The sequence below is a fragment of the Streptomyces sp. NPDC048623 genome (assembly GCF_040650755.1).
GTDB lineage: Bacteria > Actinomycetota > Actinomycetes > Streptomycetales > Streptomycetaceae > Streptomyces.
This window is the reverse complement of the sequence record NZ_JBEZHV010000001.1, coordinates 215,892-240,589: the sequence shown is the minus strand read 5'-3', so window position 1 is coordinate 240,589 and position 24,698 is coordinate 215,892. Positions and strand designations below refer to the sequence as shown.

The 24,698-nt window shown below is 73.4% G+C and carries 23 protein-coding genes; 13 read left to right on the top strand and 10 right to left on the bottom strand.

Going from position 1 to position 24,698, the window contains the following annotated elements; translation table 11 throughout:
• The first annotated feature begins 198 nt into the window (after positions 1 to 198).
• Positions 199 to 2,277, top strand: coding sequence for a UvrD-helicase domain-containing protein (locus AB0C73_RS01245; RefSeq protein WP_362523226.1), 2,079 nt, complete (start codon positions 199 to 201; stop codon positions 2,275 to 2,277).
• Here AB0C73_RS01245 and AB0C73_RS01240 read toward each other — a convergent pair.
• The gene (locus AB0C73_RS01240) at positions 2,274 to 3,170 is read right to left on the bottom strand and encodes an aminoglycoside phosphotransferase family protein (protein ID WP_362523224.1); all 897 of its coding nucleotides are present in this window, start codon (positions 3,168 to 3,170) and stop codon (positions 2,274 to 2,276) included. The two genes, AB0C73_RS01245 and AB0C73_RS01240, sit on opposite strands and share 4 nt — an antisense overlap.
• Before the next feature lie 77 nt (positions 3,171 to 3,247).
• Entirely contained in the window at positions 3,248 to 3,946 is a 699-nt protein-coding gene (locus AB0C73_RS01235) for a nucleotidyltransferase domain-containing protein (protein ID WP_362523222.1), read from the bottom strand.
• A 103-nt stretch (positions 3,947 to 4,049) separates the two neighbouring features.
• On the opposite strand from AB0C73_RS01235, the gene AB0C73_RS01230 reads away from it, so the two are divergent.
• Entirely contained in the window at positions 4,050 to 4,517 is a 468-nt protein-coding gene (locus AB0C73_RS01230) for a hypothetical protein (protein ID WP_362523221.1), read from the top strand.
• Between the two features lie 81 nt (positions 4,518 to 4,598).
• Here AB0C73_RS01230 and AB0C73_RS01225 read toward each other — a convergent pair whose 3' ends face one another.
• Both AB0C73_RS01225 and AB0C73_RS01220 read right to left on the bottom strand, forming a co-directional pair.
• Positions 4,599 to 5,303, bottom strand: a complete 705-nt coding sequence (locus tag AB0C73_RS01225; RefSeq protein WP_362523219.1) for a copper homeostasis protein CutC — start codon at positions 5,301 to 5,303, stop codon at positions 4,599 to 4,601.
• Between the two features lie 71 nt (positions 5,304 to 5,374).
• Complete coding sequence (locus AB0C73_RS01220) at positions 5,375 to 6,409, bottom strand: hypothetical protein (RefSeq protein WP_362523217.1); 1,035 nt, start codon at positions 6,407 to 6,409, stop codon at positions 5,375 to 5,377.
• Between the two features lie 186 nt (positions 6,410 to 6,595).
• On the opposite strand from AB0C73_RS01220, the gene AB0C73_RS01215 reads away from it, so the two are divergent.
• The 11 genes from AB0C73_RS01215 to AB0C73_RS01165 all read left to right on the top strand — a co-directional run bounded on the left by AB0C73_RS01215 (position 6,596) and on the right by AB0C73_RS01165 (position 17,036).
• Entirely contained in the window at positions 6,596 to 6,886 is a 291-nt protein-coding gene (locus AB0C73_RS01215; RefSeq protein WP_362523215.1) for a cation transporter, read from the top strand.
• A gap of 143 nt (positions 6,887 to 7,029) precedes the next feature.
• Positions 7,030 to 9,318 (top strand): heavy metal translocating P-type ATPase, encoded by a 2,289-nt coding sequence (locus AB0C73_RS01210; protein ID WP_362523213.1) that lies wholly within the window; start codon positions 7,030 to 7,032, stop codon positions 9,316 to 9,318.
• A gap of 38 nt (positions 9,319 to 9,356) precedes the next feature.
• The gene (locus AB0C73_RS01205) at positions 9,357 to 9,638 is read left to right on the top strand and encodes a metal-sensitive transcriptional regulator (RefSeq protein ID WP_362523211.1); all 282 of its coding nucleotides are present in this window, start codon (positions 9,357 to 9,359) and stop codon (positions 9,636 to 9,638) included.
• 158 nt (positions 9,639 to 9,796) lie between these two features.
• The gene (locus AB0C73_RS01200; protein WP_362523209.1) at positions 9,797 to 10,171 is read left to right on the top strand and encodes a BlaI/MecI/CopY family transcriptional regulator; all 375 of its coding nucleotides are present in this window, start codon (positions 9,797 to 9,799) and stop codon (positions 10,169 to 10,171) included.
• Positions 10,168 to 11,079, top strand: a complete 912-nt coding sequence (locus AB0C73_RS01195) for a M56 family metallopeptidase (protein WP_362523207.1) — start codon at positions 10,168 to 10,170, stop codon at positions 11,077 to 11,079. The genes AB0C73_RS01200 and AB0C73_RS01195 overlap by 4 nt, the downstream gene beginning before the upstream one ends.
• A gap of 113 nt (positions 11,080 to 11,192) precedes the next feature.
• Positions 11,193 to 11,678: a GNAT family N-acetyltransferase gene (locus tag AB0C73_RS01190; protein WP_362523205.1), complete on the top strand. Its 486-nt coding sequence runs from the start codon at positions 11,193 to 11,195 to the stop codon at positions 11,676 to 11,678.
• A gap of 309 nt (positions 11,679 to 11,987) precedes the next feature.
• The gene (locus AB0C73_RS01185) at positions 11,988 to 12,839 is read left to right on the top strand and encodes a class I SAM-dependent methyltransferase (RefSeq protein ID WP_362523203.1); all 852 of its coding nucleotides are present in this window, start codon (positions 11,988 to 11,990) and stop codon (positions 12,837 to 12,839) included.
• Between the two features lie 142 nt (positions 12,840 to 12,981).
• Entirely contained in the window at positions 12,982 to 13,473 is a 492-nt protein-coding gene (locus AB0C73_RS01180; protein WP_362523201.1) for a transcriptional repressor, read from the top strand.
• Positions 13,474 to 13,595: 122 nt separating this feature from the next.
• Positions 13,596 to 14,627 (top strand): helix-turn-helix domain-containing protein, encoded by a 1,032-nt coding sequence (locus tag AB0C73_RS01175; protein WP_362523199.1) that lies wholly within the window; start codon positions 13,596 to 13,598, stop codon positions 14,625 to 14,627.
• A 52-nt stretch (positions 14,628 to 14,679) separates the two neighbouring features.
• Positions 14,680 to 15,867, top strand: a complete 1,188-nt coding sequence (locus AB0C73_RS01170; protein WP_362523198.1) for a helix-turn-helix domain-containing protein — start codon at positions 14,680 to 14,682, stop codon at positions 15,865 to 15,867.
• A 53-nt stretch (positions 15,868 to 15,920) separates the two neighbouring features.
• Complete coding sequence (locus AB0C73_RS01165; RefSeq protein WP_362523197.1) at positions 15,921 to 17,036, top strand: helix-turn-helix transcriptional regulator; 1,116 nt, start codon at positions 15,921 to 15,923, stop codon at positions 17,034 to 17,036.
• A gap of 151 nt (positions 17,037 to 17,187) precedes the next feature.
• Here AB0C73_RS01165 and AB0C73_RS01160 read toward each other — a convergent pair whose 3' ends face one another.
• The 6 genes from AB0C73_RS01160 to asnB all read right to left on the bottom strand — a co-directional run bounded on the left by AB0C73_RS01160 (position 17,188) and on the right by asnB (position 24,668).
• Positions 17,188 to 17,415 (bottom strand): hypothetical protein, encoded by a 228-nt coding sequence (locus tag AB0C73_RS01160; RefSeq protein WP_362523196.1) that lies wholly within the window; start codon positions 17,413 to 17,415, stop codon positions 17,188 to 17,190.
• Positions 17,416 to 17,632: 217 nt separating this feature from the next.
• Positions 17,633 to 19,021, bottom strand: coding sequence for a D-inositol-3-phosphate glycosyltransferase (mshA, locus tag AB0C73_RS01155; RefSeq protein WP_362523851.1), 1,389 nt, complete (start codon positions 19,019 to 19,021; stop codon positions 17,633 to 17,635).
• Positions 19,022 to 19,206: 185 nt separating this feature from the next.
• Positions 19,207 to 20,772 (bottom strand): class I tRNA ligase family protein, encoded by a 1,566-nt coding sequence (locus tag AB0C73_RS01150; RefSeq protein ID WP_362523194.1) that lies wholly within the window; start codon positions 20,770 to 20,772, stop codon positions 19,207 to 19,209.
• Between the two features lie 17 nt (positions 20,773 to 20,789).
• Complete coding sequence (locus AB0C73_RS01145) at positions 20,790 to 21,539, bottom strand: SDR family oxidoreductase (RefSeq protein ID WP_362523192.1); 750 nt, start codon at positions 21,537 to 21,539, stop codon at positions 20,790 to 20,792.
• Positions 21,540 to 21,685: 146 nt separating this feature from the next.
• Complete coding sequence (locus AB0C73_RS01140) at positions 21,686 to 22,675, bottom strand: hypothetical protein (protein WP_362523191.1); 990 nt, start codon at positions 22,673 to 22,675, stop codon at positions 21,686 to 21,688.
• Positions 22,676 to 22,853: 178 nt separating this feature from the next.
• Positions 22,854 to 24,668, bottom strand: coding sequence for an asparagine synthase (glutamine-hydrolyzing) (gene asnB, locus AB0C73_RS01135; RefSeq protein ID WP_362523189.1), 1,815 nt, complete (start codon positions 24,666 to 24,668; stop codon positions 22,854 to 22,856).
• Positions 24,669 to 24,698: the final 30 nt, after the last annotated feature.

Here is a 24,698-nt window from a genome sequence, read left to right as displayed (position 1 = left end):
CGACCCCTACGGGTCCCCCAGAGGTCCCCGGCAGGTCCCCCGGGTGAAAACCGTTCGCGTCCCGCCCGCGCCCGACGTTAGACTTGCCGGCTTCCCCGCCTCCCGTGCACGACTCCGTACGTGGAGCGCCGCCGCCCGGTCGGAAACCGGCGGCCATCTTGACGTGTCCGCGTAGCACCACCCACCGGAGGCCTCAGCATGTCCGTGTCCGCGTCCGCCGATGTCGACGCCGACGTCGACGATCCGCTCGCGCGCGAGCGCGCCCATCTCTCCGCGTCCCGCGCCGCCCTGCGCGCCATGCGCGAGGACGTCGAGTCGCTCGACATCAAGGACGTCACCGCGAACTGGGTCAACGCCGTCATCCTGACGCGCCAGATCGAGGACCGGATCAAGGCTCTCGCCGACCTCGCCGACACCCCGCTCTTCTTCGGCCGGCTCGACTACCTGCACACCACGCAGGAGGGCCAGCGCTTCTACATCGGGCGCCGGCACGTCCACGACGCCGACGGCGACCCGATGGTGATCGACTGGCGCGCGCCGGTCTCGCAGCCGTACTACCAGGCGTCGAAGCAGAACCCGCAGGACGTCGGTCTGCGCCGCCGCTTCGGTTACACGGGCGGCGCCCTCACCGCGTACGAGGACGAGCACCTCTCCGACCCTGCCGCTGAGACATTTTTCGGCTCCGCCGAGGGGTCACACACCAGCCGCCTCCTCCAGGCGGAGATCGAGCGCCCGCGCGTCGGCCCGATGCGCGACATCGTCGCGACGATCCAGCCCGAGCAGGACGAGATCGTCCGCTCCGACCTGTCCGGCACGGTGTGCGTGCAGGGCGGCCCCGGCACCGGAAAGACCGCCGTCGGTCTGCACCGTGTCGCGTACCTCCTCTACGCGCACCGGGAGCGGCTCGCCCGCACCGGCACCCTCGTCATCGGGCCGAACCGGTCCTTCCTCCACTACATCGAGCAGGTGCTGCCCGCGCTCGGCGAGCTGGAGGTCAAGCAGGCGACCGTGGACGACCTGGTCGCGCATGTCGAGGTGCGTGGTACGGACGAGGCGGCGACCGCCGTCGTCAAGGGCGACGCCCGGATGGCGGAGGTGCTGCGGCGGGCGGTCTGGTCGCACGTCACGCTGCCGACGGAGCCGCTGATGGTGGTGCGCGGTTCGCGGCGCTGGCGCGTGCCGGCGTACGAACTGGAGGAGATGGTCCGCGAGTTGACGGACCGTGACATCCGGTACGGGGCGGCCCGCGAGGCCCTGCCGCAGCGCATCGCGCACGCCGTGCTCGTACGGATGGAGCAGGCGGGCGAGGCGCCGGACGACCGGGTGCAGAACGCGGTCGCGCGCAACGCGGCGGTCAAGGCGGTCGTGAAGGAGTGCTGGCCGGCGGTCGAGCCGGCGAAGCTGGTGCTGCGGCTGCTGAGCGACCCGGACTTCCTGGCAGAGCACGCGGCGGGTGTCCTGACCGAGGACGAGCAGAAGCAGCTGCTGTGGGCGAAGCCCGCCCGTAGCGTCAGGACCGCGAAGTGGTCGGCGGCGGACGCCGTCCTCATCGACGAGACGACCGACCTGGTGGAGCGGACGCACTCGCTCGGGCATGTGGTCGTCGACGAGGCGCAGGATCTGTCGCCGATGCAGTACCGGGCGGTGGGGCGGCGCTGCACCACCGGCTCGGCCACGGTCCTCGGCGACCTGGCGCAGGGCACCACGCCGTGGGCGACGGAGAGCTGGGCGCAGGCGCTGGCGCACCTGGGCAAGCCGGAGGCGGTGGTGGAGGAGCTGACCGCCGGTTTCCGTGTGCCGCGCGAGGTCATCGCGTACGCCTCGCGGCTGCTGCCGCACATGTCGCCGGGGCTCGCGCCGGTGGAGTCGGTGCGTGAGAACCCGGGCTCGCTGGAGATCCTGCGCGCGGAGCCGGAGTCGCTGGACGCGAGCGTGGTGGCGGCCTGCGTGGAGGCCCTGACGCACGAGGGCTCGATCGGCCTGATCGCGGCGGACGCCCGTATCGCGCCGCTGGCGGAGGCGCTGGACGCGGCGGGTCTCCCGTATCTCTCCCCGGGCGAGGAGACGACGGCCGAGTCCCGCCTGACCCTGGTCCCGGCCTCGCTCGCGAAGGGTCTGGAGTACGACTACGTGGTCCTGGACGAGCCGTCGGCCGTCGTGGACGGCGAGCCGGACGAGCGCACGGGCCTGCGCCGCCTGTACGTGGCGCTGACGCGTGCGGTCTCGGGCCTGGCGGTGGTGCACGCGACGGACCTGCCGGAGCAGCTGGCCGTCTAGCCGGCGTCGTACTCCTGGAGGGCTTCTCTCCACGCCCGGTGGGCGACGGCGGCCAGGACCGGGTTCCGGCCGCCGCCGTAGTAGTTCTCGGTCACGATGCCCCAGCACAGGGCCCAGCCGCGGCCGCGCGCCCAGGTCGCGTCGTCGACCTGGGCGGCCTCGCGGAACAGCGGACGCGTCTCGGGCGTGAAGAGGGTCCAGGCGGCCAGGGTGTCCACGGCGGGGTCGCCGGTGCCGAGGCCGCCGAAGTCGATGACGGCGCTGAGCCGGCCGTCGCGGGTGAGGAGGTTGCCGGGCAGCAGGTCGCCGTGGACCCAGACGGGCGCGCCGTCGTGGGCGGGCAGCCGGAGCACCGACTCCCAGGCGGCGGTGGCCCGTTCGGCGTCGAGCAGGCCCTGATCCGCGAGGCCGCGGATCGCCGCGGGCATGTTGCCGTCCTCCCAGTCGGTGACCGGGCCGCCCCGGTACGACCGGGGCCCGCCGCTCGCGTCGACGGCCCGCAGCGCGACCCCGAACCGCCCCAACTCCCGTGCCGCGTGCGCGAGATCGGCGATCGGCGCGGTGTACGCGTCCGCCCCGTCCAGCCACGTGCACACCGACCACGCCTGCCCGAACCCTTCGCCCGCCACCCCGCACCCCACGGGCACCGGCACGTCGAGCGGCAGCCCGGGCGCGAGCCGAGGCAGCCACCGCTGCTCCTTCTCCGCGTCCCCGGCCGCCCACGAGGCCTTCGGCAGCCGTACGGCGTAGGCGTCCCCGAGCCGGAACATCGCGTTGTCGGTCCCGGCGGAGGCCACTTCCCGTACGGGCAGCCCGGCCCACTGCGGGAACTGGGCGGCGACGAGCCGACGGACGAGGTCGGCGTCGATGGGGACGGTGTCCGTGGTGGTCATGCGCGGGAGGCTACGTCCCGTGGCCCGCCCCCGCCACGGTTTTCAGCCCCTCCTCGCGGCGGGCGACCGACCGCCGGTCACCGGATGGCGTATCCGTCCCACAGCGGGCCGCCCGCCCTGCCCAGTGCCTCGGTGACGGCCGTGGTGAAGGGGCCCGGGTCGCCGGTGATCGCCTGGGCGGCGCCGTCGGTCAGGGTGCGGTGGAGGTCGGGGGCGGCCGCGGAGAGGCGGCGGGAGAGCCATTTGCCGGCGCCCAGCCAGTGGCCGCCGGTCAGCAGGACCAGTTCCGAGGCGCGTTGGAGCAGGTGGGCGACGAGGTGGACGCGCTCGACGGGGTCCGGGCAGCCGCGGAGGTCGTCGAGCAGGTCGGTCAGGATGTAGCGGAGGTAGTCGCGTTCGCCGTCGGAGAGGGGCGGCGGGCCCGCGGCCCAGCGCCTGCGCGCCTCGGCCTGGAGCGAGGCGCCGAGACCGTCCGCGTCCACCAGGAGCCTGCCGTCCGCGCACATCGCGAGCAGGGGTGAACTCCGTTGCGCGGTCTCCCGGTCGGCGAAACCGTGCCAGTCGGCCTCGGTCTGGACGAACAGCTCCACCGGCCAGCCGCCGTACGTCAGGTTCTCGCGGCTCGGCGCGGGCGGTCCGTCCAGGAGGACCACGATGTCCAGGTCGGAGGTGGGTGTGCGGCGGTGGGTCAGCACACTGCCGGCGAGGAAGGCCGCCCTGGCGGCGGGGAAGCGGTCCCGTAGCAGTTCACGGGCCGTACGTACGGGGTCGTCCATGATCCGCAGGGTACGGGACGGCGGCCGGCGCGACCGGTGCACGACCGGCGGCCGGGGGCCCGGCCTTGCCCTGACGCCCTGGGCGCGGTCAGAGTTCGATTTCATGATCACTCAGATAGTGACGCTCGCCGGTGTCCTCGTCGGCGCCCTGACCTCCTTCCTGGCGACGAGCACGGCCGAGCGCACCCGGCATCGACGGGCCATGGCGACCCGCTGGGACGAGCGCAAACTCACCACCTACATCGAGTACGCCGCGTGCGTGAAGGAGATATCCAGCACGGCCAAACGAGCCCGCCAGGCCGCGCAAGGAACGGACGACCGGCGGGAGTTCCTCGCCGCGATGGAGACGGCCGAGCTGAGGAGGAGTGTGCTGTTCGAGACCCTCGTCCTCCTGGCCTCGCCCGCGGCGATCGAGGCCGCGCACGCGGTCAACCTCGCCCTGTGGCAGGAGGAGATCGCGGCCCGCGGCGGGGGTGCCGCGCCCGCGGAGGCGGGTCTGGGGCTCATAGAACTGATCAACCGCTATCACGAACGGGCCCGAGCCGATCTGGGCGTTCCTCACAGCGCCTGACGCGACGCCTGACGCGACGAGGACTTCCTGCTGCGAAGCCCCAGGCCGCCGGCCTGGGGCTTCTTCGTCCAGGAACGGGGGCTACGCGTCCAGCGCCGCGCGCCACTCCCGTACCGCCTCCGGCGAGACCGGGGAGGTCCAGCCCTGGGGGCGGGCCGCGCCGCCGATGTGGAAGGCGGTGAGGCCGGCGGCGCGGAGGGTCGGGAGGTGGTCGAGGCGGAGGCCGCCGCCGACGAGGATCTGCGGCTCGTAGCCGGGCTCGCCGGACCGGGCCCGGGCGGCCTCGGCCGTGAGGGTCGCGAGGCCGTCGTCGACGCCGGTCGCCGCGCCCGCCGTGAGGTAGGTGTCGAGGCCCGGCAGGTCGGCGAGGCGCTTGCGCAGTCCGTCGCGGTCGGCGGCGCGGTCGATCGCCCGGTGGAAGGTCCAGCGGCAGCCGTCGAGGACGGCGACCAGGCGCTCCACCGCGACCAGGTCCGGCTCGCCGTCCGCCGTGAGGAAGCCCAGGACGAACTCGGTCGCGCCCGCCGAGCGCAGTTCCGCGGCCCGGGCGGCCAGGGCGGCCACCTGCCCGGCGTCTCCCGCCTGGAATCCGTCCGTCAGCCTGAGCATCACGCGCAGTGGGATGTCCACCGCGGCGCGGATCGCCGCGAAGCCGGCCGTGGAGGGGGTGAGCCCGTCCGCCGCCATGTCGGTGACCAGCTCGAGGCGGTCCGCCCCACCGGCCTGGGCAGCGACCGCGTCCCGCTCGTCGAGGGCGATCACCTCCAGCACTGCACGGTTGCTCATCGAGTCCGTTCCTCCACCGCTCGCACGGCCCATAGACGGCCTACAGGTCTAGTCCAATGTTCGGGACCAGCCTAGCCGTGCGTGTGGCCTGCCGCATCGTGCCCCGCCTCAGCGGGCGCCGGAGCCGCGCCACCCGCCGTGCCACCGGCCGCACCACCCGCCGCGCCCGCGCTCCCCGCCCGTACCGTGAACGCCGCCGTCCGCACCTTCCCCTCGTGCTGGAAGTCGAGGAAGAGGCGGTACGTGCCGGAGCTCGGCGCCGTCGCCGTGAAGGAGACGTCCGGGCCCGGGCCGCCCTCGCTCGGGTGTACGTGGAGGTAGGCGAGGTCGCCCTCGCGCAGCGCGACCAGGTGTCCGTACGCGCCGAGGTACGGCTCCAGGTCCGTCACCGGCCTGCCGGCCTTGGTGACGGTCAGGCGCAGCTCGCCCGCCCTGCCCGGGTCGAGGGTGCCACCGAGGCGCACCTGGTAGCCGTCGACGTCCGCCACCGGCGCGACCGGGGGCATCGGCTTCGGGGCGTACGCGCCGGGCACGGACAGGTCCACGCCCAGCGTGACGCCCTTGGCGCCCGGGGCCGCCGGCCTGAAGTCCGCGAAGGCCTTGTACGCGCCCGCCGCCGGCAGGTCCGCGTCCACCGACCAGGTGCCGTCGGCGCCCTTCACCGGGTGCAGGTGGCGGAAGACGGTGAGGTCGCGCGAGGCGACGATGAAGTGGAGCTCCTTGCCGTGCTCCGTGGCGAACGCGGTGACCTTCCTGCCGTTCGCGTCCTTGATGGAGAACGTGAGGGTGCTGCGTCCGACGGCCGGGGCCGGGGTGCCGAGCGCGAGGGTGTAGCCGCCCTCGGAGACCTGGAGGCCGCCGGCGGCGGGCGCGTTCGCCGCGCCCTCGGCGTGGCCCTCGTGGCCGCCGTTGCCCTCGGCGCCGCCGTGGTCCTCAGAGCCGCCGTGGCTCCCGCCCTCCTCCTGGGGCGTGGCCGCCGCGTGCCCGCCGTGCTCCGGCTTCGCGGGCGGGTCCATCGGGCCGACGCCCTTGCCGACCCCGTACGCGGTCCCGAAGGTCGCGGCGAGCGCGGCGGCGTAGGCAGTGATCTTCACTCCGGTGTTCATGGCTGCTCTCCCGTACATGGGGTGGGGTGGCCGGCATGGTCCCTCAACTGCACTTCACCATACCCCTAGGGGGTATCAAGTCAAGCCGGATCCACACTTGCGCGGGATACGGGTGGGGGGTATACATGGACTCACACCGATACCCCCCGAGGGTATCCACGAGCCACCCGACCCACGGAGGACGACATGAGCTCCTGCTGTACCCCCGACCACAGCTGCTCCACCAACGCGGCCGAGGCGACCACGGCCACCGCCGTCGCCGACGCCACCACCACGGTCTTCGCCGTCTCCGGCATGACCTGCGGCCACTGCAAGACCGCGATCACCAACGCCGTCAGCGCCCTCGACGGGGTCATCTCCGTCGACGTCGACGTGACCGCCGGCAAGGTCACCGTGGTCACCGGCGGCGAGCCCGACGAGGCCGCCCTCGCCGCGGCGGTCGACGACGCCGGCTACGAGCTGACCGGCCGCGCCTGACCCGGCGCCGCGCGCCAACCGGCCGCCGGGGCTCGCCCACCACGCCCGGGCCCCGGCCCCCGTCGACGCACGCTGAAGGCGCCCGCGGGGGTCCCCCGGCGAAGCCAGGGGGCAAACCGAGCCACAAAAAAGAGGAGCAGGAAATGACCACGACCACTTCGGGCACCGCCCAGGTCGAGCTCGCCATCGGCGGCATGACCTGCGCCTCGTGCGCGGCCCGCATCGAGAAGAAGCTCAACCGCATGGACGGGGTCGAGGCCACCGTCAACTACGCGACCGAGAAGGCGAAGGTCACCTTCGACGCCGACATCGACGTCGCCGACCTCATCGCGACCGTCGAGGCCACCGGCTACACCGCCAAGGAGCCGGAGCCCGAGCGCCCGGCGGCGGGAGCCCCGGGGAACGGCGGCGGCGGAGGGGCGGAGGGGCCCTCCGACGAGGAGCTCGCCGACGCCGAGCTGCGGCCGCTGAAGCAGCGTCTGATCACCGCCGTCGCCCTCGCCGTACCCGTCATCGCGATGGCCATGGTCCCGGCCCTGCAGATCGAGTACTGGCAGTGGCTGAGCCTCACGCTCGCCGCGCCGGTCGTCGTCTACGCCGCCTGGCCCTTCCACCGGGCCGCCTGGACCAACGCCAGGCACGGCGCCGCGACGATGGACACGCTGATCTCGGTCGGCACCATCGCCGCGTTCCTGTGGTCGCTGTGGGCGCTGTTCTTCGGCACCGCCGGCACCCCCGGCATGACCCACTCCTTCGAGTTCACCATCGCCCGCACCGACGGCGCCGGGAACATCTACCTGGAGGCCGCGGCCGGCGTCACCGCCTTCATCCTGGCCGGCCGCTACTTCGAGGCCCGCTCGAAGCGCAAGGCCGGCGCCGCGCTCAAGGCGCTGATGCAGCTGGGCGCGAAGGAGGTCACCGTCCTCAAGGACGGCCGCGAGATCACCGTACCGACCTCCGAACTCCAGGTCGGCGACCGCTTCCTGGTCCGCCCCGGCGAGAAGATCGCCACCGACGGCACCGTCGTCGAGGGCTCCTCCGCCGTCGACGCCTCCATGCTCACCGGCGAGTCCGTGCCCGTCGAGGTCTCCGTCGGCGACTCCGTCACCGGCGCCACCCTGAACGCCGGCGGCCGCCTGGTCGTCGAGGCCACCCGCGTCGGCTCCGACACCCAGCTCGCCCGCATGGCCAAGCTCGTCGAGGACGCCCAGAACGGCAAGGCCGCCGCCCAGCGCCTCGCCGACAGGATCTCCGCCGTCTTCGTGCCCGTCGTCATCGCGCTCTCGCTCGGCACCCTCGGCTTCTGGCTCGGTACGGGGCAGGGCCTCACCGCCGCCTTCACCGCCGCCGTCGCCGTACTGATCATCGCCTGCCCCTGCGCCCTCGGCCTCGCCACGCCGACCGCCCTCATGGTCGGCACCGGCCGCGGCGCCCAGCTCGGCATCCTGATCAAGGGCCCCGAGGTCCTGGAGACCACCCGCAAGGTCGACACCATCGTCCTGGACAAGACCGGCACCGTCACCACCGGCCGGATGACCCTCATCAAGGTCCACACCGCCACCGGTACGGACGAGACCGACGTCCTGCGCCTCGCCGGCGCCCTGGAGCACTCCTCCGAGCACCCGATCGCCCAGGCCGTCGCCACCGGCGCCGCCGCCAGGGTCGGCGCCCTGCCCACCCCCGAGGACTTCGCCAACATCCCGGGACTCGGCGTCCAGGGCGTCGTCGACGGCCACGCCGTCCTCGTCGGCCGCGAGAAGCTGCTCCAGGAGTGGGCCATGGAGCTCACCCCGTCGCTCCGGGCCGCCAAGGAGGCCGCCGAGGCCGCCGGCAAGACCGCCATCGCGGTCGCCTGGGACGGCGAGGCCCGCGCGGTCCTCGAAGTCGCCGACGCCATCAAGGAGACCAGCGCCGAGGCCATCAGGCGCCTTCGCGCCCTCGGTCTCACCCCGATCCTGCTCACCGGCGACAACAAGGCCGTCGCCGGGGCCGTCGCCGCCGAGGTCGGCATCGACGAGGTGATCGCCGAGGTCATGCCGCAGGACAAGGTCGACGTCGTCAAGCGCCTTCAGGGCGAGGGGCGTTCGGTCGCCATGGTCGGCGACGGCGTCAACGACGCCGCCGCGCTCGCCCAGGCCGACCTGGGTCTGGCCATGGGCACGGGTACGGACGCGGCCATCGAGGCCGGCGACCTGACCCTCGTACGGGGCGACCTGCGCGCCGCGGCCGACGCCATCCGGCTCTCCCGCAGGACCCTCGGCACCATCCGCTCGAACCTCTTCTGGGCCTTCGCCTACAACGTGGCCGCCCTGCCGCTCGCCGCGGCCGGACTGCTCAACCCGATGATCGCCGGCGCCGCGATGGCCTTCTCCTCGGTCTTCGTGGTCGGCAACAGCCTCCGCCTGCGCGGCTTCCAGGCCGCGGACAAGTGACCTCCGGACCCTTGACCTGACCCTGACGGGAGCCCGCCGTGGCCGGTTACGTACACCACAAGGAAGACATCATCAGACGCCTGCGGCGGATCGAGGGTCAGGTCCGGGGGGTGCAGCGGATGGTCGACGAGGACACCTACCGCATCGACGTCCTGACCCAGGTCTCCGCGATCAACGCCGCGCTCCAGTCCTGCGCCGTGGCCCTCCTGGACGAGCACCTCAGCTGCTGCGTCACGGAGGCCATCGAGGCCGGCGGGGACCAGGCCAAGGTCAAGGTCGGCGAGGCGTCGAAGGCGATCGCCCGCCTGATCCGGACCTGATCCACATCCGGTCCATACCTGACGCACTTCCGAGGGCGGCTCCTCACCGGGGCCGCCCTCGGGCCGTCCACCTCCCCCATCCATACCCCGGGGGGGTATACCTGAGCGGGTGCGACGGCCCGTACGATGAGCCGCCCGGAGCGGGGGAGGGGATGCACGTGCGCCGGCTGGGAGAGCTGGAGGCCGAGATCATGGACCGGCTGTGGGCCTGGCAGCGGCCCGCGACGGTCCGCGAGATCGTGGACGACATCAATCTGGGGCGCCGGGTCGCCTACACGACGGTGATGACCGTCGCGGACATACTCCACCGCAAGGGCTGGCTGCGCCGCGAGAAGACGGGCCGGGCCTGGCTGTACGAACCCGTCCGCAGCCGCGAGGAGTACACCGCGGGGCTCATGCAGGACGCGCTCGGCGACAGCCAGGACCGGCCCGCCGCACTGCTCCGCTTCGTCGAGACCATCTCCGACGAGGACATGGCCGCGCTCAACGCGGCGCTGCGCACCGCCCGTCGCACCCAGGGCGTGGACGGATGAACCACCACACCCTCCCGCCCCTGGGCCTCGCCCTCTGTACGGGCTTCCTCGTCCCCTGGCTGCTCGTACGGGCGCGCTGGGCGCAGCAGGTGCCGCGGCTCGCGCTCGCCGTGTGGGCCGCGAGCGGCGCGGTGTTCACCGGCGCGGCCGCGCTGCTGCCCGCCCAGCTGATCCTGCCGAGCACGACCGGCCACCGGCTCGGCGACGCGCTGTTCACGCTCCGACTGCCGCCCGCCGCGGAGTTCCTGAGGCTCACGCCCCTCGAATACACGGCGCTCGTCGTCGCGGTCGCCGTGTTCGCCGTCCCGGTCACCGGCTTCGCCCGGGTCTCGCTGCGGGCCCGCCGGCAGCGGGGCCGGCACGCCGAGACGCTGCGTCTGGTCGGCCGGTACGACCCGGGGCTCGGCGTCACGGTCCTGGAGCACGAACGGCCCGCCGTCTACTGCCTGCCCGGCCGCTCGCGCCGGGTCGTGGTGTCCTCCGGCGCCCTCGACACCCTCACCGCCCCGCAGTTGGCCGCCGCGCTCGCGCACGAGCGGGCGCACATCGCGGGGCGGCACCATCTGCTCGTCGCCGCGGCGGAGGCGTTCGCGGCGGTGTTCCGGCACCTGCCGCTGGCCCGGCACGGCGGCAGCGCCGTACCGCTGCTGCTCGAAATGGCCGCGGACGACCGGGCGTTGCGCCGCTGCTCGCGCGACGCGCTCGCCACGGCGCTCTACGCGCTCGCCGCCGGGCGGGCGCCGCGGCCGGCCTTCGGCGCGGGCGGCCCCTCGGCCGCGCTGCGGATGCGGCGCATCCTCACCCCGCACAGCGCGGGGCACCCGGTGCTGCGGGGGCTTGCGACGATCGTGGCGGCCGGCCTGGCGGCGGCCCCGCTGATCATCGCCTGCTGCTCGTTCCCGAATTGATTACTAAGGGAATTCGTAGATTTCACGTCGGCCACTCGGTCACACTCCATCCGAATTCCCGGCTACTGTGGGCATGTTGGCGTTCAGCTCGGCACGTCGAAGGGTACGAACCAATGCAGCTGGCGGACGTGCGGGCGGCGGAAGCCGCCGACGCGACGACGATATCCAGGCTGCTTGCCGAGTGCATTCGGGGCAGCTACACGGAAATCCTCGGCGAAATCCCGACCGGCCGGCTCGTCTCCTCGCAATGCGCACTCCCCCGTATCCGCGCGGAAATTGAAATTCCCGGCGGGGCGCCCGGCTGGCTCGGCTGGCTGGTCGCGACGGGACCGGACGGCGAGCTGCTCGGCGCGGTGGCCGGCGGCGTCCCCGTACCGGGCGAGGGCGAGCTCTACGCCCTCGCGGTGCTCCCCGGCGCCCGCCGCGCCGGAGTCGGTACGGCCCTGCTCGCGGCGACGAGCGAGCGGATGCGGGCGTACGGGGCGACGGAGCAGCGGCTGACGCTCCCGGCGGACCGGGACCCCTCGCTCCCCTTCTACGAACGGTGCGGCTTCGCTGCGCTGGCGGGTACGGCGACGCGCCGGGGCCGCCCGCTCTAGAGCCTCTCCAGGGCCTCTCCAGGGCCTCTCCAGGGCCCGCTCCAGGCGCGGTGTTCGCCCCGCAGCCGTCCGCGCTCTCCTCCCCCGGGACCCGCCCCGGCGCGTACGACTCCTCCGCACGCCCCCGTGGCAGAGACACGCCATCGCGTGTTCACGCCCCCGGTTCCGCTGGAACCGGGGCTCCGCCGCAGGTCAGGATGGAGTCCAGCGGCGCGGCCCCGGCGGCACGGGCGCCCCGCCCGGACGGCACGGACCGAGCGAGCACCTGGAGGAGCGATGCACACACCGAGCGGAACTGCCCTGCCCGTCGTGCCCGCACCGCTTGCCCCGGTCCTGCCGTCCCGATACGACCTGCCCGCCCCCGGCGCCGGGATCCGGCTCCCGTCCGACACCCTTCCCGGACTGGAATCCGTCTCCCCCGGCGACGAGGACTCGGTCTGGCTCCACGACGCGCTCCTCGGCCCGCACAGCGCCGACATCGTCCGGTACCTCGCTCTCGCCCGGTCCACCGGCGGCCCCGTTCTCGATCTCGGCTCCGGCGCCGGACGGCTCGCCGTCCCCTTCGCCCGGCACGGCTTCGCCGTGGAGGCCGTGGACCGGGACGGCCCCGCCCTGGAGCGCCTCGGGAACTGGGCCCGGCGGATCGGCCCGCAGGTCGCCGGGCTGATCGTGACGACCCGGGCCGACCTCACGGAGCTGCGGCTCGACGGCGACTACCGGCTCGCGCTGCTCGCGGGCGCGATGGTCTCCGCCGTACCGCCGCAGGCACGGCCCCGGCTGCTGCGCGAGATCGCCTCGCACCTGGGGGCGGGCGGAGCGCTCGCGCTCGACTACACGGCCCATCTGCTGCCCGGCCTGGTCGCCGAGCCGCAGCGGACCTGGGCCTTCCAGGTGCCGCGCTTCGACGGCATCGACGAATGGGTGGTGGCCCGGCAGACCTTCGACCTGCGCACCATGAGCGAGCGGATCACCTACTTCTCGGCCCGCACCGGCAAGCTCTCCACCGAGCGGGTCGTGCGGAGCACCGACAAGTGGATCGTGGACGGCGAGCACCTGGCCGCCGAGCTGCACTCGGCCGGCCTGCACATCGAGGGCCGGCGCCGGCACCGGATCGACGAACGGACCGAGAGCGTGCTGCTCGTCTGCCGCACGGACGACTGACCACTGACGCCTGGCGTCCGATGCCTGGCGTCTGATGCCTGGCGTCTGATGCCTGACGCCTGACGACAAGGACCGCCAAGAGGTACGATGCCCACAAAGGTTTGAGCCGACCAGGCATCGGGTGGCAGGCGGAGACGAGGGCATGGCAGTCGTGGAAGAGCTGACGGGCCGCGAGGCGGTGATCCAGCGCCTGCGCGATGTCGGCCTGCGGGTCACCGGTCCGCGCCTCGAAGTGCTCACGGTGCTGGCCGCCAGCGGCCATCTCGACGTCGAGGCGATCACCGCGACCGCCCGCGAGCGGCTCGGCACCCTCACCAGTCAGGCCGTCTACGAGATGCTGCGGCACTTCCAGGAGACCGGCCTGGTCAGCAAGTTCGACCGCCCCGGCCTGCCCGCCGTCTTCGAGATCTCCGGCCCCCCGCACCAGCACGCCCTCTGCCTCACGTGCGGCCGCGTGGACAACGTGGCGGCCACCGCCCCCGCCCCGCCGCGCGGCAGCCTGCCCGGGTGGCGGATCGGCGACGCCGAGGTGGTCTTCAAGGGCGTCTGCCCCGACTGCCACGCGGCGAACGAGCCGGACGACACGGACGACACGCCCGCCGCAGACGACGGGGACGAGGCCGACCGGCCGTAAGGCCGCTTCGCGCTGAATGCATGGGAACACCATGCGTCGCGTTCGAATATGTGGCAGGGTCTAGCGGGGCGTTTCAACAGGATCCGCGTGCTGCGCGCGATCCGAGGGGAGTCTGCTGCGCCGTGTCCAAAAACGCCGCCGGAGCGCGTACGGGGAGCGAGCAGGCTCTCGCGCTCTACCAGGAGCTGCGCAGCGCACCCGGCGAGTCCTTCGACGACGTGGCCCACCGTCTCGATCTCACCCAGGCCGAACGCGGCCGCTGCCACGCGGAGTTGGTCGCCCTCGGCCTGCTCGAACCGGCGGCCGCCGCCCCCGCCGTCCCCACCGTCGTCGCCCCCGACATCGCCCTGCTCCGCCTCCTTCAGCACGAGCGCGAGCGCCTGGAGAGCCGGCTGGCCGAGACCAGCCGTGCGCACACCACCCTGGAGACCCTCGCCGGACCGTTCCTACGGGCCGGCACGGAGCCCGGCTCCGAGGTGGAGGTCGAGATCGTCGAGGATCCGGCCAGGATCCGCCGGGAACTGGCCGACCTGACGAACACGGTGCGAACCTCCGTCCATTCCATGCTGACCGGCTCGGTCCGCCGCGAGGAGATGCCCCTCGAACTGGCCCGGGACCGCGACCGGGTGACCCGCGGCGTGCGGGTCCAGGCCATGTACAGCCACCGCGTCGGCCAGGTCCCGGAGATGGTGCAGCACCTCGCCGAACGCACCGCGCTCGGTGTCGAGGTGCGCCTGTCCGCCGTCGTCCCCATGAACATGGTGCTCGCCGACGAGAACTTCGCGCTGCTCCCCACCGACCCGCACGACCCCGAATCGGCCGCGATCCTGGCCCGCGGCCCCGGCCTGGTGCGCTCCTACCGCGCCCTCTACGACTACTGCTGGCTCGCCGCCACCCCGTACGGCCACGAGGAACCGGCCGAGCCCGGCGGCGACGGCCTGTCCGAGCAACAGCGCGCCGCCCTGCGGATGCTGGCCTCCGGCATCAAGGACGAACAGGTGGCCCGCAACCTGGGCGTCTCGCTGCGCACGGTCAGCCGCCTGATCTCCGAGGTCATGCAGGAACTCGACGCCGCGAGCCGCTTCGAGGCGGGTGTGAAGGCCGCCCGGCTCGGCCTGCTCGACGGCGAACCGTACGAGCACACCACCGCATAGCCTGACCACGGAAAAGGCGGGGAAGGTCCAGTGGACGGGGAGGGCGCGCGGCATGACGACGGCGGATTCCGCTACCCGGCAGGACTCCGCTGCCCCGCAGGACTCCGCCGCCCTGCCGGATCCCGCCGGCCTACCGGACTTCGCCGGCCTGCCGGATCCCGCCGGCCCGCCCCCTTCCCCGCGCTGTTCCGGGCCGCACCTCGTGCCCCTCTACCGGGAGCTGCGCCGCCGCGGTCTGACGGACTTCGCCGAGGCCTCCGCCGTGGCGGGCGTGCCGGAAAGGGACCGCGAGCGCTCCCAGGAGGCGCTGCTCGCGCTGGGCCTGATCGTCCCGGCGGGCAGTGCCCATGTACCGACACACGTGCTGCGCGCGGAGGACTGGCGGCCGGACTCCGGGGCGGTGGCCGCGGTCGAGCCGACGATGGCGATGATGCGGTTCCTGGAGCAGGAACACGCCCGCCTCCAGGAGGACTCCGCGCGCGCCGACCGGGCGTACCGGACGCTGAAGACGCTCGCCGGCACGTACCTCCAGGCCGAGGTCTTCGACCACGCCGAGGTCGCCGCCGAGGTCCTGACCGACTACGGGCGCATCCAGCAGGTCCTGGAGGACATGGTGGACCTGGCCCAGCGGCAGGCGAGCGCGATGTACCCGACCCGGCCGGGACGGCTCGACCCGGAGCGGCTGCTCGACCGGGACCGGCGCCGTCTCGACCGCGGGGTGCGCTGCCGTTCCGTCTACGACCGGGCGGCGATCGCCGACCCGGCCACCGCCGAGGTCGTCGCGCGCCGGGCCGCGCTCGGCGTGGAGGTGCGGATCGCGCCGGTGGTCCCGGTCAACCTGGTCGCGGCGGACGAGCGGTTCGCCCTGGTCCCGATCCGGCCGAACACCCCTGGCGAGGGCGCGATCCTGATCCGCGGCGAGGCGCTCGTACGGAGCTACCTCACCCTCTACGAGTACTGCTGGCACATGGCCGTGCCGTACGGCGACGACGCGGCGGCCTCCGCCGAGCGCGGCGGCGACGGCCTCAGCGCGCAGCAGCGGGCCGTGCTGCGGATGCTCGCCACCGGCACCAAGGACGAGAAGATCGCCCGGACGCTCGGCGTCTCCCTCCGCACGGTCAGCCGGCTCATCTCCGAACTCATGCAGGAACTCGGCGCGTCCACCCGCTTCGAGGCCGGCGTCCGGGCCCACCGGCTCGGCCTCCTGGACGGTGGTCCGTCCGTAACGCGTGCCACGTAGCCTGACGATTCGATTCGACGGTGGATCCACGACGACGAGGGGGAATTCGCGCCATGGCTGCGACCGACGACACCACCAGCGGCAGCACGACCCGCGGCGGCACGACCGGCGGCGGCGTGCCGGGGTCCCCGCGCTGCGAGACGCGTCCGCACGGGCGGCTCGTGCCCGTCTATCAGGAGTTACGCCGGCGCGGGGTCTCCAGCTTCGCGGACGTGACCGCCGAACTCGGGCTCACGGCCGAGGAGTACGAGCGATGTCGCCAGGAACTGCTCTCCCTCGGCCTCATCGCCCCGACCACCGCGACCCACGCCGAACGCGAGGCGCTGCGCAGCGGAGCCTGGCAGCAGCAGCCGGACCTCGACACGGTCGCCGCCATCGATCCGGAGATCGCGCTGCTTCGCCTCCTGGAGCGGGAGCGGGAGCGGCTGCGCGACCATCTGGCGGAGGCGGACCAGGCGTACAGCACCCTGGAGAAGCTCGCCGGCACCTTCCTCCGCTCGACGTCGCTGCGCCCCGAGATCGATGTGGAGCAGCTGACCGACTACCGGCGCATCCAGCAGGTCCTGGAGGACATCACCGATGTCATCCAGTCCGATCTGGTGTCGATGCACCCGACCTCGCTCGTGCAGGAGGTCGCCGAGCGGGTGTTGAGCCGGGACCGACGGCAGATCGAGAACGGTGTGCGCGTACGCGCCATCTACAGCCAGCACGCGGCGAGCCACCCGGAGGTGGCCGAGATGCTGACGCGCCGTCTGGAAGTGGGCGTGGAGGTGCGGTTGTCGCCCCACGTCCCCATGACGATGATCATCGCCGACCGGCAGTTCGCGATGCTGCCGATCCGCCCCGAGAACGCCGCCGAGGGCGCGATCCTCGCCCGCGGCCCGGCCCTCGTCGGCTCCTACCTGGGACTCTACGAGCACTGCTGGCACATGGCCGCGCCCTTCGGCCACGACGTGGGCGCCGACCGGGGCGGCGACGGGCTGAGCGAACAGCAGCGGGCCGCACTGCGGATGCTCGCCACCGGCATGAAGGACGAGAAGATCGCCCGGACGCTCGGCGTCTCGCTGCGCACGGTGAGCCGGATGCTGTCCGAGCTGATGCAGGACCTGGGCGCGCAGAGCCGCTTCGAGGCGGGGGTGCGGGCGGTCCGGCTCGGCTGGCTCGACTGAGCCGCGCCGCTGACCGGCCGCCGGGCAAGTGACAATCGAATAAGCCCCGTGATTTCCCGGGTGCGGGAAATCACGGGGCTTATGAGCAGGCCCTCTTCAGCGCAATGCGCAAACGATCTCAGGTGATGCCCAGGTGATGCCCGGGTGGCGCTCAGTTGCCCGCGGGCGCCGGGGAGGAGGAGTTCCAGCCGTTGCCGTCCGAGGGGCTCGGGGTCGGGGTGGCGACCTCCTCGGCGACACCGGCCACCGCGTGGGAGTCCGCGCCGGAGCCCGAGTTCACGGCCAGGGCGGCGCCGCCGGCGACGGCCGTACAGGCGACCAGGGCGAGGGCGAGCTGACGGACGGCGGTGCGCAGGCCGGTGTTCTGCTGAGCGGTCATGATTCCTCCAGGAGTGGGAATGTGAATTCCGCCTTCCGGGGGCCCGTGCCGCCGGGCGCTCCCTGAAGACATCTCTATTCTGTCGGCCGCTCCAGAGCGAATCCAGGGATTCTCGATGCGTGGATCCGCCATGGCGTGAGTGCGTCAATGCGCCACCGGGCTAACGGAATTGGCGCATCCTGGCCGCCCCTAACCTTTGGTCGAACCAAAAGAGGTGCTAAACTCGTGCTACGGCCTTCTCGTTCCTCCAGGAGAGAGGGGCCGCCGGGGCAGGGGCGTGCCGCCGCCCTTGCCCCACCTGTGAGTTCACTCGCGAGTTCTCACCTGAGTCCACCCGCGCGTTCACCCGTGACTTCTCCCGCGGAACCCTTCGGTCCCGGACCGCCAGCGCGTCCTCGTAGACGTCGATCGTCCGCGTGGCGGAGGCCCGCCAGCTCATCCCCCGGGCGTGCCGGACCGCCGCCTCCCCCATCGTGACCCGCGCCTGAGGATGGCGGGCGAGCCAGAGCAGCCGTCGCGCGTACTCGACCGGGTCGTGCCCCCGTACGAGAAGACCCGACACCCCGTCCCACACCGCCGTCGGCAGCCCGCCGACCGCCGCCGCGAGCACCGGCGTCCCGCAGGCCTGCGCCTCCAGGGCCACCAGGCCGAACGACTCCGAACGCGAGGGCACGACGAGCACGTCCGCCGCCCGGTAGTAGTCCGCGAGCCGCTCCTGCGGCACCGGCGGGCAGGCCTTCAGGACGTCGGCGACCCCGAGCTCGGCCGCGAGCCGCCACACCGTCCCCTGCTCGGTCGCCCCCGAGTGCCCGCCCACCACCGGGACGAGCAGTCGGCTCCGCAACTCCGGGTCCATGCCGAGCAGTTCGGCGAGCGCCCGGACCAGCACGTCCGGCCCCTTCAGGGGCTGGATCCGCCCCGCGTAGAGCGGGATGAAGGCGTCCGCCGGCAGCCCGAGGCGCGCACGGGCCGCCGCCCGCCCGTGAGCGGGGGCGAAGGTCCGCAGCGCGACCCCGGGCCGTACGACCTCCGTGCGCGCCGACTCCGCCCCATACAGCGTGCGCAGGGCCTCCGCCTCGTCCGCCGTGTTGGCGATCAGCCGGTCCGCGTCCCCCACCACCTGGTGCTCGCCGCGGATCCGCAGCTCGGGCTCCGGGGTGTCACCGGCCGCGAGGTGGGCGTTCTTCACGAGGGCGAGGGTGTGCGCGGTGTGCACCAGCGGGACGTCCCAGCCGAAGGAGGCGATCCGCCCGGCCTGCCCGGACAGCCAGTAGTGCGAGTGGACCAGGTCGTAACGGCGGTCCCCGGCGCGACGCCGGTCGCCGCGGCGGCCCTCCTTGAGCAGCGCGAGCGAGAAGGGCACGACCAGGTCCGGCATGGCCTCCTTGGGCAGCGGCCGGCGGGGCCCGGCCGGCAGGTGCCGGACCCGTATGCCGGGCTCCAGATCGACGAGCCCGGGCAGGCCCTCCCCACGGCAGCGGGTGAACAGGTCGACCTCGACGCCCTGTTCGGCAAGCGCCCGGGACAACTCGACCATGTAGACGTTCATTCCGCCGGCGTCCCCGGTTCCGGGCTGGTGGAGCGGGGAGGTGTGGACGCTGAGCATGGCGACGCGCAGGGACACGAGGGGCTCCTGTGGGAGGGCCGCGTGCCCCCGCGCGTGTCGCGCCGGTCACGCGGCGGGGAGGTACGGATCGAGGCTGGGGGGGGTGAGGAGCTCTGAAACTGCTTGACTCAAGGCAAGTATTGAGTCAAGGAAATTCACAGAGGAGGTGCTGTACGGATCGGGGCTCAGAAGCCGAAGACCGGACCGGACGGCGGCGCGAGCCGCGTCCCCGGCAGCGGAGCGATCAGCGCCGACCAGTCGACCGGCCGCCCCGGCGCCACCTGGAGCGCCGCCGCGAGCCGGTCCGCGCCCTCCGGCATCACCGGCCGTGCCCAGGAGGCGAGCGCCGACGCCACCGCCAACTGCGCGGCGAGGGCGGGGAGATGACGGCAGCTGGTGGTCGGCCGGCAGCGCTCGTGCGCGTTGACGTAGCCGAAGTCGGCGACCGAGCGGACCATCTCGTCGAGCACCGCGACCGCCCGGCGCGGGTCGAAGGCGTCGGGGCCGTACGCCTCGCGCAGGTCGTCCACGCCCCGGTGCAGCCGGCGCTCCAGGATCTGCCAGCCGGTGCCGCCGGGCATCGCCTGCGGCGCGACCCCGTCGCACTCCTCGCGGACGGCGGCGAAGAGCCGGGTCAGCCAGCTGTTCCAGATCTCGTCGAGCTCGTGCCGGGCGGCGGCGAGCCGGTCGCGCTGGTGCACGGTGCGGCGGCCGGTCGGCCGGGCCTGGAGGACATGGCGGCGCAGCGTGTCGGAGCCGTACTCGGTGAGCAGGTCGAGCGCCCACACGTTGCCCTCGTGGACGCCTTCCTCCACCACGTACGACTCGTTGACGTTGAACTCCTGCGGCAGCTTGATGTCCTGCGCGAGCAGGAGCACCGGCAGCAGCACGGCGTGGCAGAAGGCGTGCCCGAAGCCGCAGAAGTGGATGGTGCGGGCCGGCAGCGGCCCGGTGGCGTCGTAGCCGAACAGGTGCATCGCCGCCGCCTCGAAGCAGGCGTCGATCCGGTGCTCCGGGAAGCCCTCCACGGGCACGTCGAGCCCCCACTCCGCCGGGTGCCCGACCGCGATGTCCGGCAGCCCGTCCTCGACCAGCGACTCGCACAACGCGGCGAGGCGCGGCGGGAGTTCGACCATCGCCCAGTAGTCGGACAGCTGGTCGCGGAACGGCTCCAGGGGTACGTAGAGCCGGCGGCAGCGCTTGGCGAGCGCCGGGGTGTCGCACATCGAGCAGCGCGGTGCGATCAGGTCCCCGCCGTCGTTCGGCCGGGCGCACTCGTGGCACATCCCGCCGTCGCTGACCGCGCCGCAGTGCGGGCAGGTGCCGGTGACGTGCGCCCCGTACAGCCAGCGCTCGCAGGGCTCGCAGTACGGCAGCAGGCGCGTGCGCGGGGCGATGACCCCCTGCGCGTACAGACGGCTGAAGAGGTCCTGCACCCAGCGCGCGTACCCGCGGTCCTTGCGCGGCCGGACGATGTGGTCGAACTCGACGCCGGAGCGCAGCCAGTCGGCGGTGATCGCCGCGCGGTAGCCCTCGGCGACCTCCTCCGGCTTGCGGTTGTGCCGCAGCGCCCGGACCTCGACGGAGCTGGCGTGGTCGGCGGTGCCGGTGGTGAAGCGGACGGGCTCGCCCTCGGCCCGCAGGTAGCGGGTGAGGACGTCGGCCGCGACGTACGGTCCCGCCAGGTGGCCGATGTGCAGTTCGCCGTGGGTGGCCGGAGGGGTCGCGGTGATCCAGACGGGCGTGTTCATGGGACCTCCTGGCTCGATCAGCGAGGCTCGAAATGGAAGGAGCGGATGAAACAGTCACGGGGCTGCTCGACGGCGTAGACGATGCACTCGAACAGCGCCTGGGTCGTCAGCTTCTCCTCCGGCGCTATTCCGTCCGGACTGGCCACCCCGGCCCATTCCGCGAAACGCGGGTCGGCGGTGGAGAAGTCCGGCGGGAAGAGGGAGAAGACGCGCACGCCGGAGGGCCGGAGCCGGCGCGAGAGAATGTCGGCGAATCCGGCCTGCGCGCTTTTCGCCGCCCAGAACGCCTCGTGCGCGGCACCGGCCGTGGCGGCGGACGCGCCCTCGGCGTCGCGCACCGCGACCATGTTCACGATGTCGGGCCTTAGCGAGCGGCGCAGCAGCGGCAGGAAGTGCTTCACCATCAGGACGGTGCCGCCGGCCGTCGACTCGATCGTCTCCACGATCTGGTCGTCGCTCGCCGCCTCCAGATCCATCCCGTCCAGCCACCGCGCCCCGTTGTTGACCAGCAGGTCCACCCGGTCGGTCCGCTCACCGACCCGGGCCGCGAACTCCCGGATCTCGGACGGCCGGTTCAGATCACAGCCGAAGGCGTGGATACGGTCGCGGGCGGAGCCCATCACCTCGGTACGGGTCCGCTCCGCGGCCTCGACCGTCCGGGCCGACACATAGACCTCGGCCCCGAGATGGGCGAACCCGACGGCGAGCGCGCGCCCGAAATAGCGGCTCGCCCCGGTCACGACGACACGCAGATTCTCGAATTTCATGTGTGTCTGATCTCCCCACGGATACGGCACGGGAACGGGAACGGGAACAGGAACGGGATCGGGAACGGCTTGCGCTTCGGCTGGTCGTCTCGCCATTCAGCGTGGCAGAGGCGAAGGGCGAATGCCCTGGCCGAGCGGGTGCGCGTTCACGCCGTTGCGTGGATACGCCAGGGGAGTTCGAGGCGCGCGATGACGTGGGCGCGCTTGTCGTGGACCCGCACGGTCGCGGCCGTGGCCGACACCCGTACCGGCCCGCCGGGTGTCTCGATCCGGGCGACGGGGCCGGGGACCACGGTCCCGTCGATCGCCCCGGCGGCGGCGAACGCGGTCGCCCCGGTCAGCGCGAGCCGCGGATGCCAGCCGCCCACGGTCAACGCCCTTGCCGTGAGCCCCCCGTCCGCCGTTTCGCGGAACGCGGCGATCTTGGGGAGGGGCGAGGCCGGCGCGTACCCGAGGATGCGGGCGGCGCGAGCGCGGAGCGCGAGCAGGGCGCGCTTCTGGTGTGCCGGGGGGAGGTGGCGGGCGTCGACGAGGACGTACGGGTTCCCGTATCGGATGAGCGTCACGGGCACGCCGTCGAGCACGTCGACGGGACGCCCGGTGAGCAGGGTCCCGGGTGCGTCGGGCGCGCGCAGGAACTCCACGGTGTAGGCCCCGTCCTCGCCCTCCTCGCACCGCACGACGTCCCCGGTGGTGACGGCCCGCACGGTGACCCCGTCTCCCCCGCCTCCCCCATGAGCCACGACACAGGCAAGGAGCGAATGCCCGCACCCGGCCCGGAAATCGAACCCGCCGGGTAGGGACTGGACGAAGCGGTAGTCGAGACGGTGGGCGCCGAAGGCCCCGTACAGCGCGATCTTGTTGAGGTGGCGGTAGGGCGTGGCGGCGAGGGCACGCCGGAGGTGTTCGAGCTCGGACCCGAGGGCGAGGGCGCCCGGAGGAAGCCGGTGGAGGGGCAGGACGAGGGTGGGCCCGGGGGCGTCGTGAGCGAGGACGACGGTGGCGGGGACGGTCCGTTCGCGCTGCGCGCGAGCGCGCCCCTGTTGCGGGCGCCGGCCCGCCCTGACCGGTTGCGGCCGGTTGCCCGCGCCGTCCCGTTGTGGGCATTCGTCCCGCAGGGCGGGACGGGCGGGCACACGGGACGGCGCCCTCGGCGGCGCCTCCGCCCCCTGCACCCCCGCGCCCCCTGCACCCGCACCTACCGGTGCCGCCCCGCCCGCAGGGCCGACCCCGCCGCCCGCCGGGCCACCCGCCCCGCAGAACCCGCCGCCCCCGGGCGCTGACGCCGGCCCGGGACGCCAAGGTCCCGCGACATCACGCCGCACAACCCACCGGAATCCGCATCCCCTGCACGACCTCCGTCCACAACTCATGCACCGCCAGCCCCCACAACGCCATCGCGATGTGCTGGTTCGGCCGCTCCAGATGCCGCGCCAACAGCCTCCCCACCCGGTCCGCCCGCACCTTCCCGCCCAGCACCAGCCGCGCAGGCGACAACAACTCCCGCACCGTCTCCAACAGCGGCCCGCCCGGCGCGATCATCGCCGCGATCGGCAGCGTGAACGGCTGCTTCGGCCGGTTCAGGACGCCCGCCGGCAGCAGCTCCGCCCCCGCCCCGTACAGCGCCCGCTTCCCCGTCCGCTCCCGCACCAGCAGGGCACGCGCGTGCGCGACCACCGACGGCTGGCAGAACGGCATCCGCGCCTCCACCGCCCACGCCATCGACAGATGGTCGACCCGCCGCAGGTGGTACGCGGGCAGCCGCCACCGCGTCTCGAAGGCGGACATCACCTTCACCCGGTCTGTCCCCGTCGCCTCCGCCGAGCGCAGCTCCTGCTCGATCCGGTCGCCCGCCGACCCCTGGTCGGCGATGAAGGCGGCGTACGACGAGGTGTACAGGTGCTCCCGCAGCAGCCTCGGCGCCGCCGACAGCGCGTCCGCGTACCCGCTCGCCCAGTCCACGCCGGGCGGCGCCGTCAGCGCCGCCCGCATCCGGTCGTACCCCCCGAAGAGCTCGTCCGCGCCGTCCCCGGCGAGCGCGACGGTGAAGCCGTTCTCGCGTACGGCGCGGAAGAGCGCGTACGTCGAGAGCGCGATCGGGTCGGCGTTCGGCTGCCCCAGGTGCCGTACCGTCCGGGTGAGCAGCGACGGGATCTCGTCGGGGTCGACGGTCACCTCGTGGTGCACGGTGCGGGCCCGCCGGGCGACGGAACGCGCGTACGCCGCCTCCGAGTCGGGCCACTTGCCCCGGTAGGTGAGGTGGAAGGTGTGCAGCGGCGGCGCGTCCGTCTCGCGCGTGTGCTCGGCGGCGAGCGCCGTGACGAGGCCGGAGTCGAGCCCGCCGCTGGTGATCGCGCACACGGGCGCGTCGGCGGTGGCGAGCCGCCGCACCTCGTGCCGGAGCACGTCCTGGGTGTCGCCGACCGGCCTCGCCACCGCATATGGCGCGCGTCGGCGCACGACGGGCGCCCGCCCCGGCCGTACGAGCGCGGTCGCGCCCGGCGGCAGGACGCTGATCCCGTCGAGGGCGGTCTGGGAGGCGTACGGGGTACGGGTCGCGAGCACGGTGTCGAGGGCGTCCTCGCGCGGCGCGATCCGCACTCCCTCGAACGCGAGCAGGGCCGGGATCTCGGACGCGAAGCGGGTCGAGCCGTCGTACGGGTCGTGGTGGACGTGGATCGGCTTCATGCCCATGTCATCGACGGCGAGCACGAGTTGGAGGTTGCCAGGCCGCAGGTCGAGGACGGCGACCGCGAACATCCCGTCCAGGTGCTCGGCGAAGGCCGGCCCGTACTCGGCGTACAGCGCGGGCAGCAGCGTGCCGTCGCAGCGGTCGGGGAAGCGGTGGCCGCGCGCGGCAAGGCGGCGGCGCAGCTCGGCGTGGTTGTAGATCTCACCGTTGAGCACGGCGAGGATGCCGGGGAGGTGCGGCAGCCGGTACGGCTGCGCGCCGCCGCACGGGTCGGTGACCGCGAGCCGGTCGCAGCCGAGCGACCAGCCGGGGCCGCTGAGCACCCGGTGCTCGTCGGGGCCGCCGTGCCGTTGGCGGGCGGAGACCGCCGCGAGCTCGGCGGGGTCGGGACGGGCCGCGTCCGTGCCTGCGGCGAGGGAGCCGAGAATCCTGCACATTGCCGGTCGCCTCCGGATCACTTGACCGAT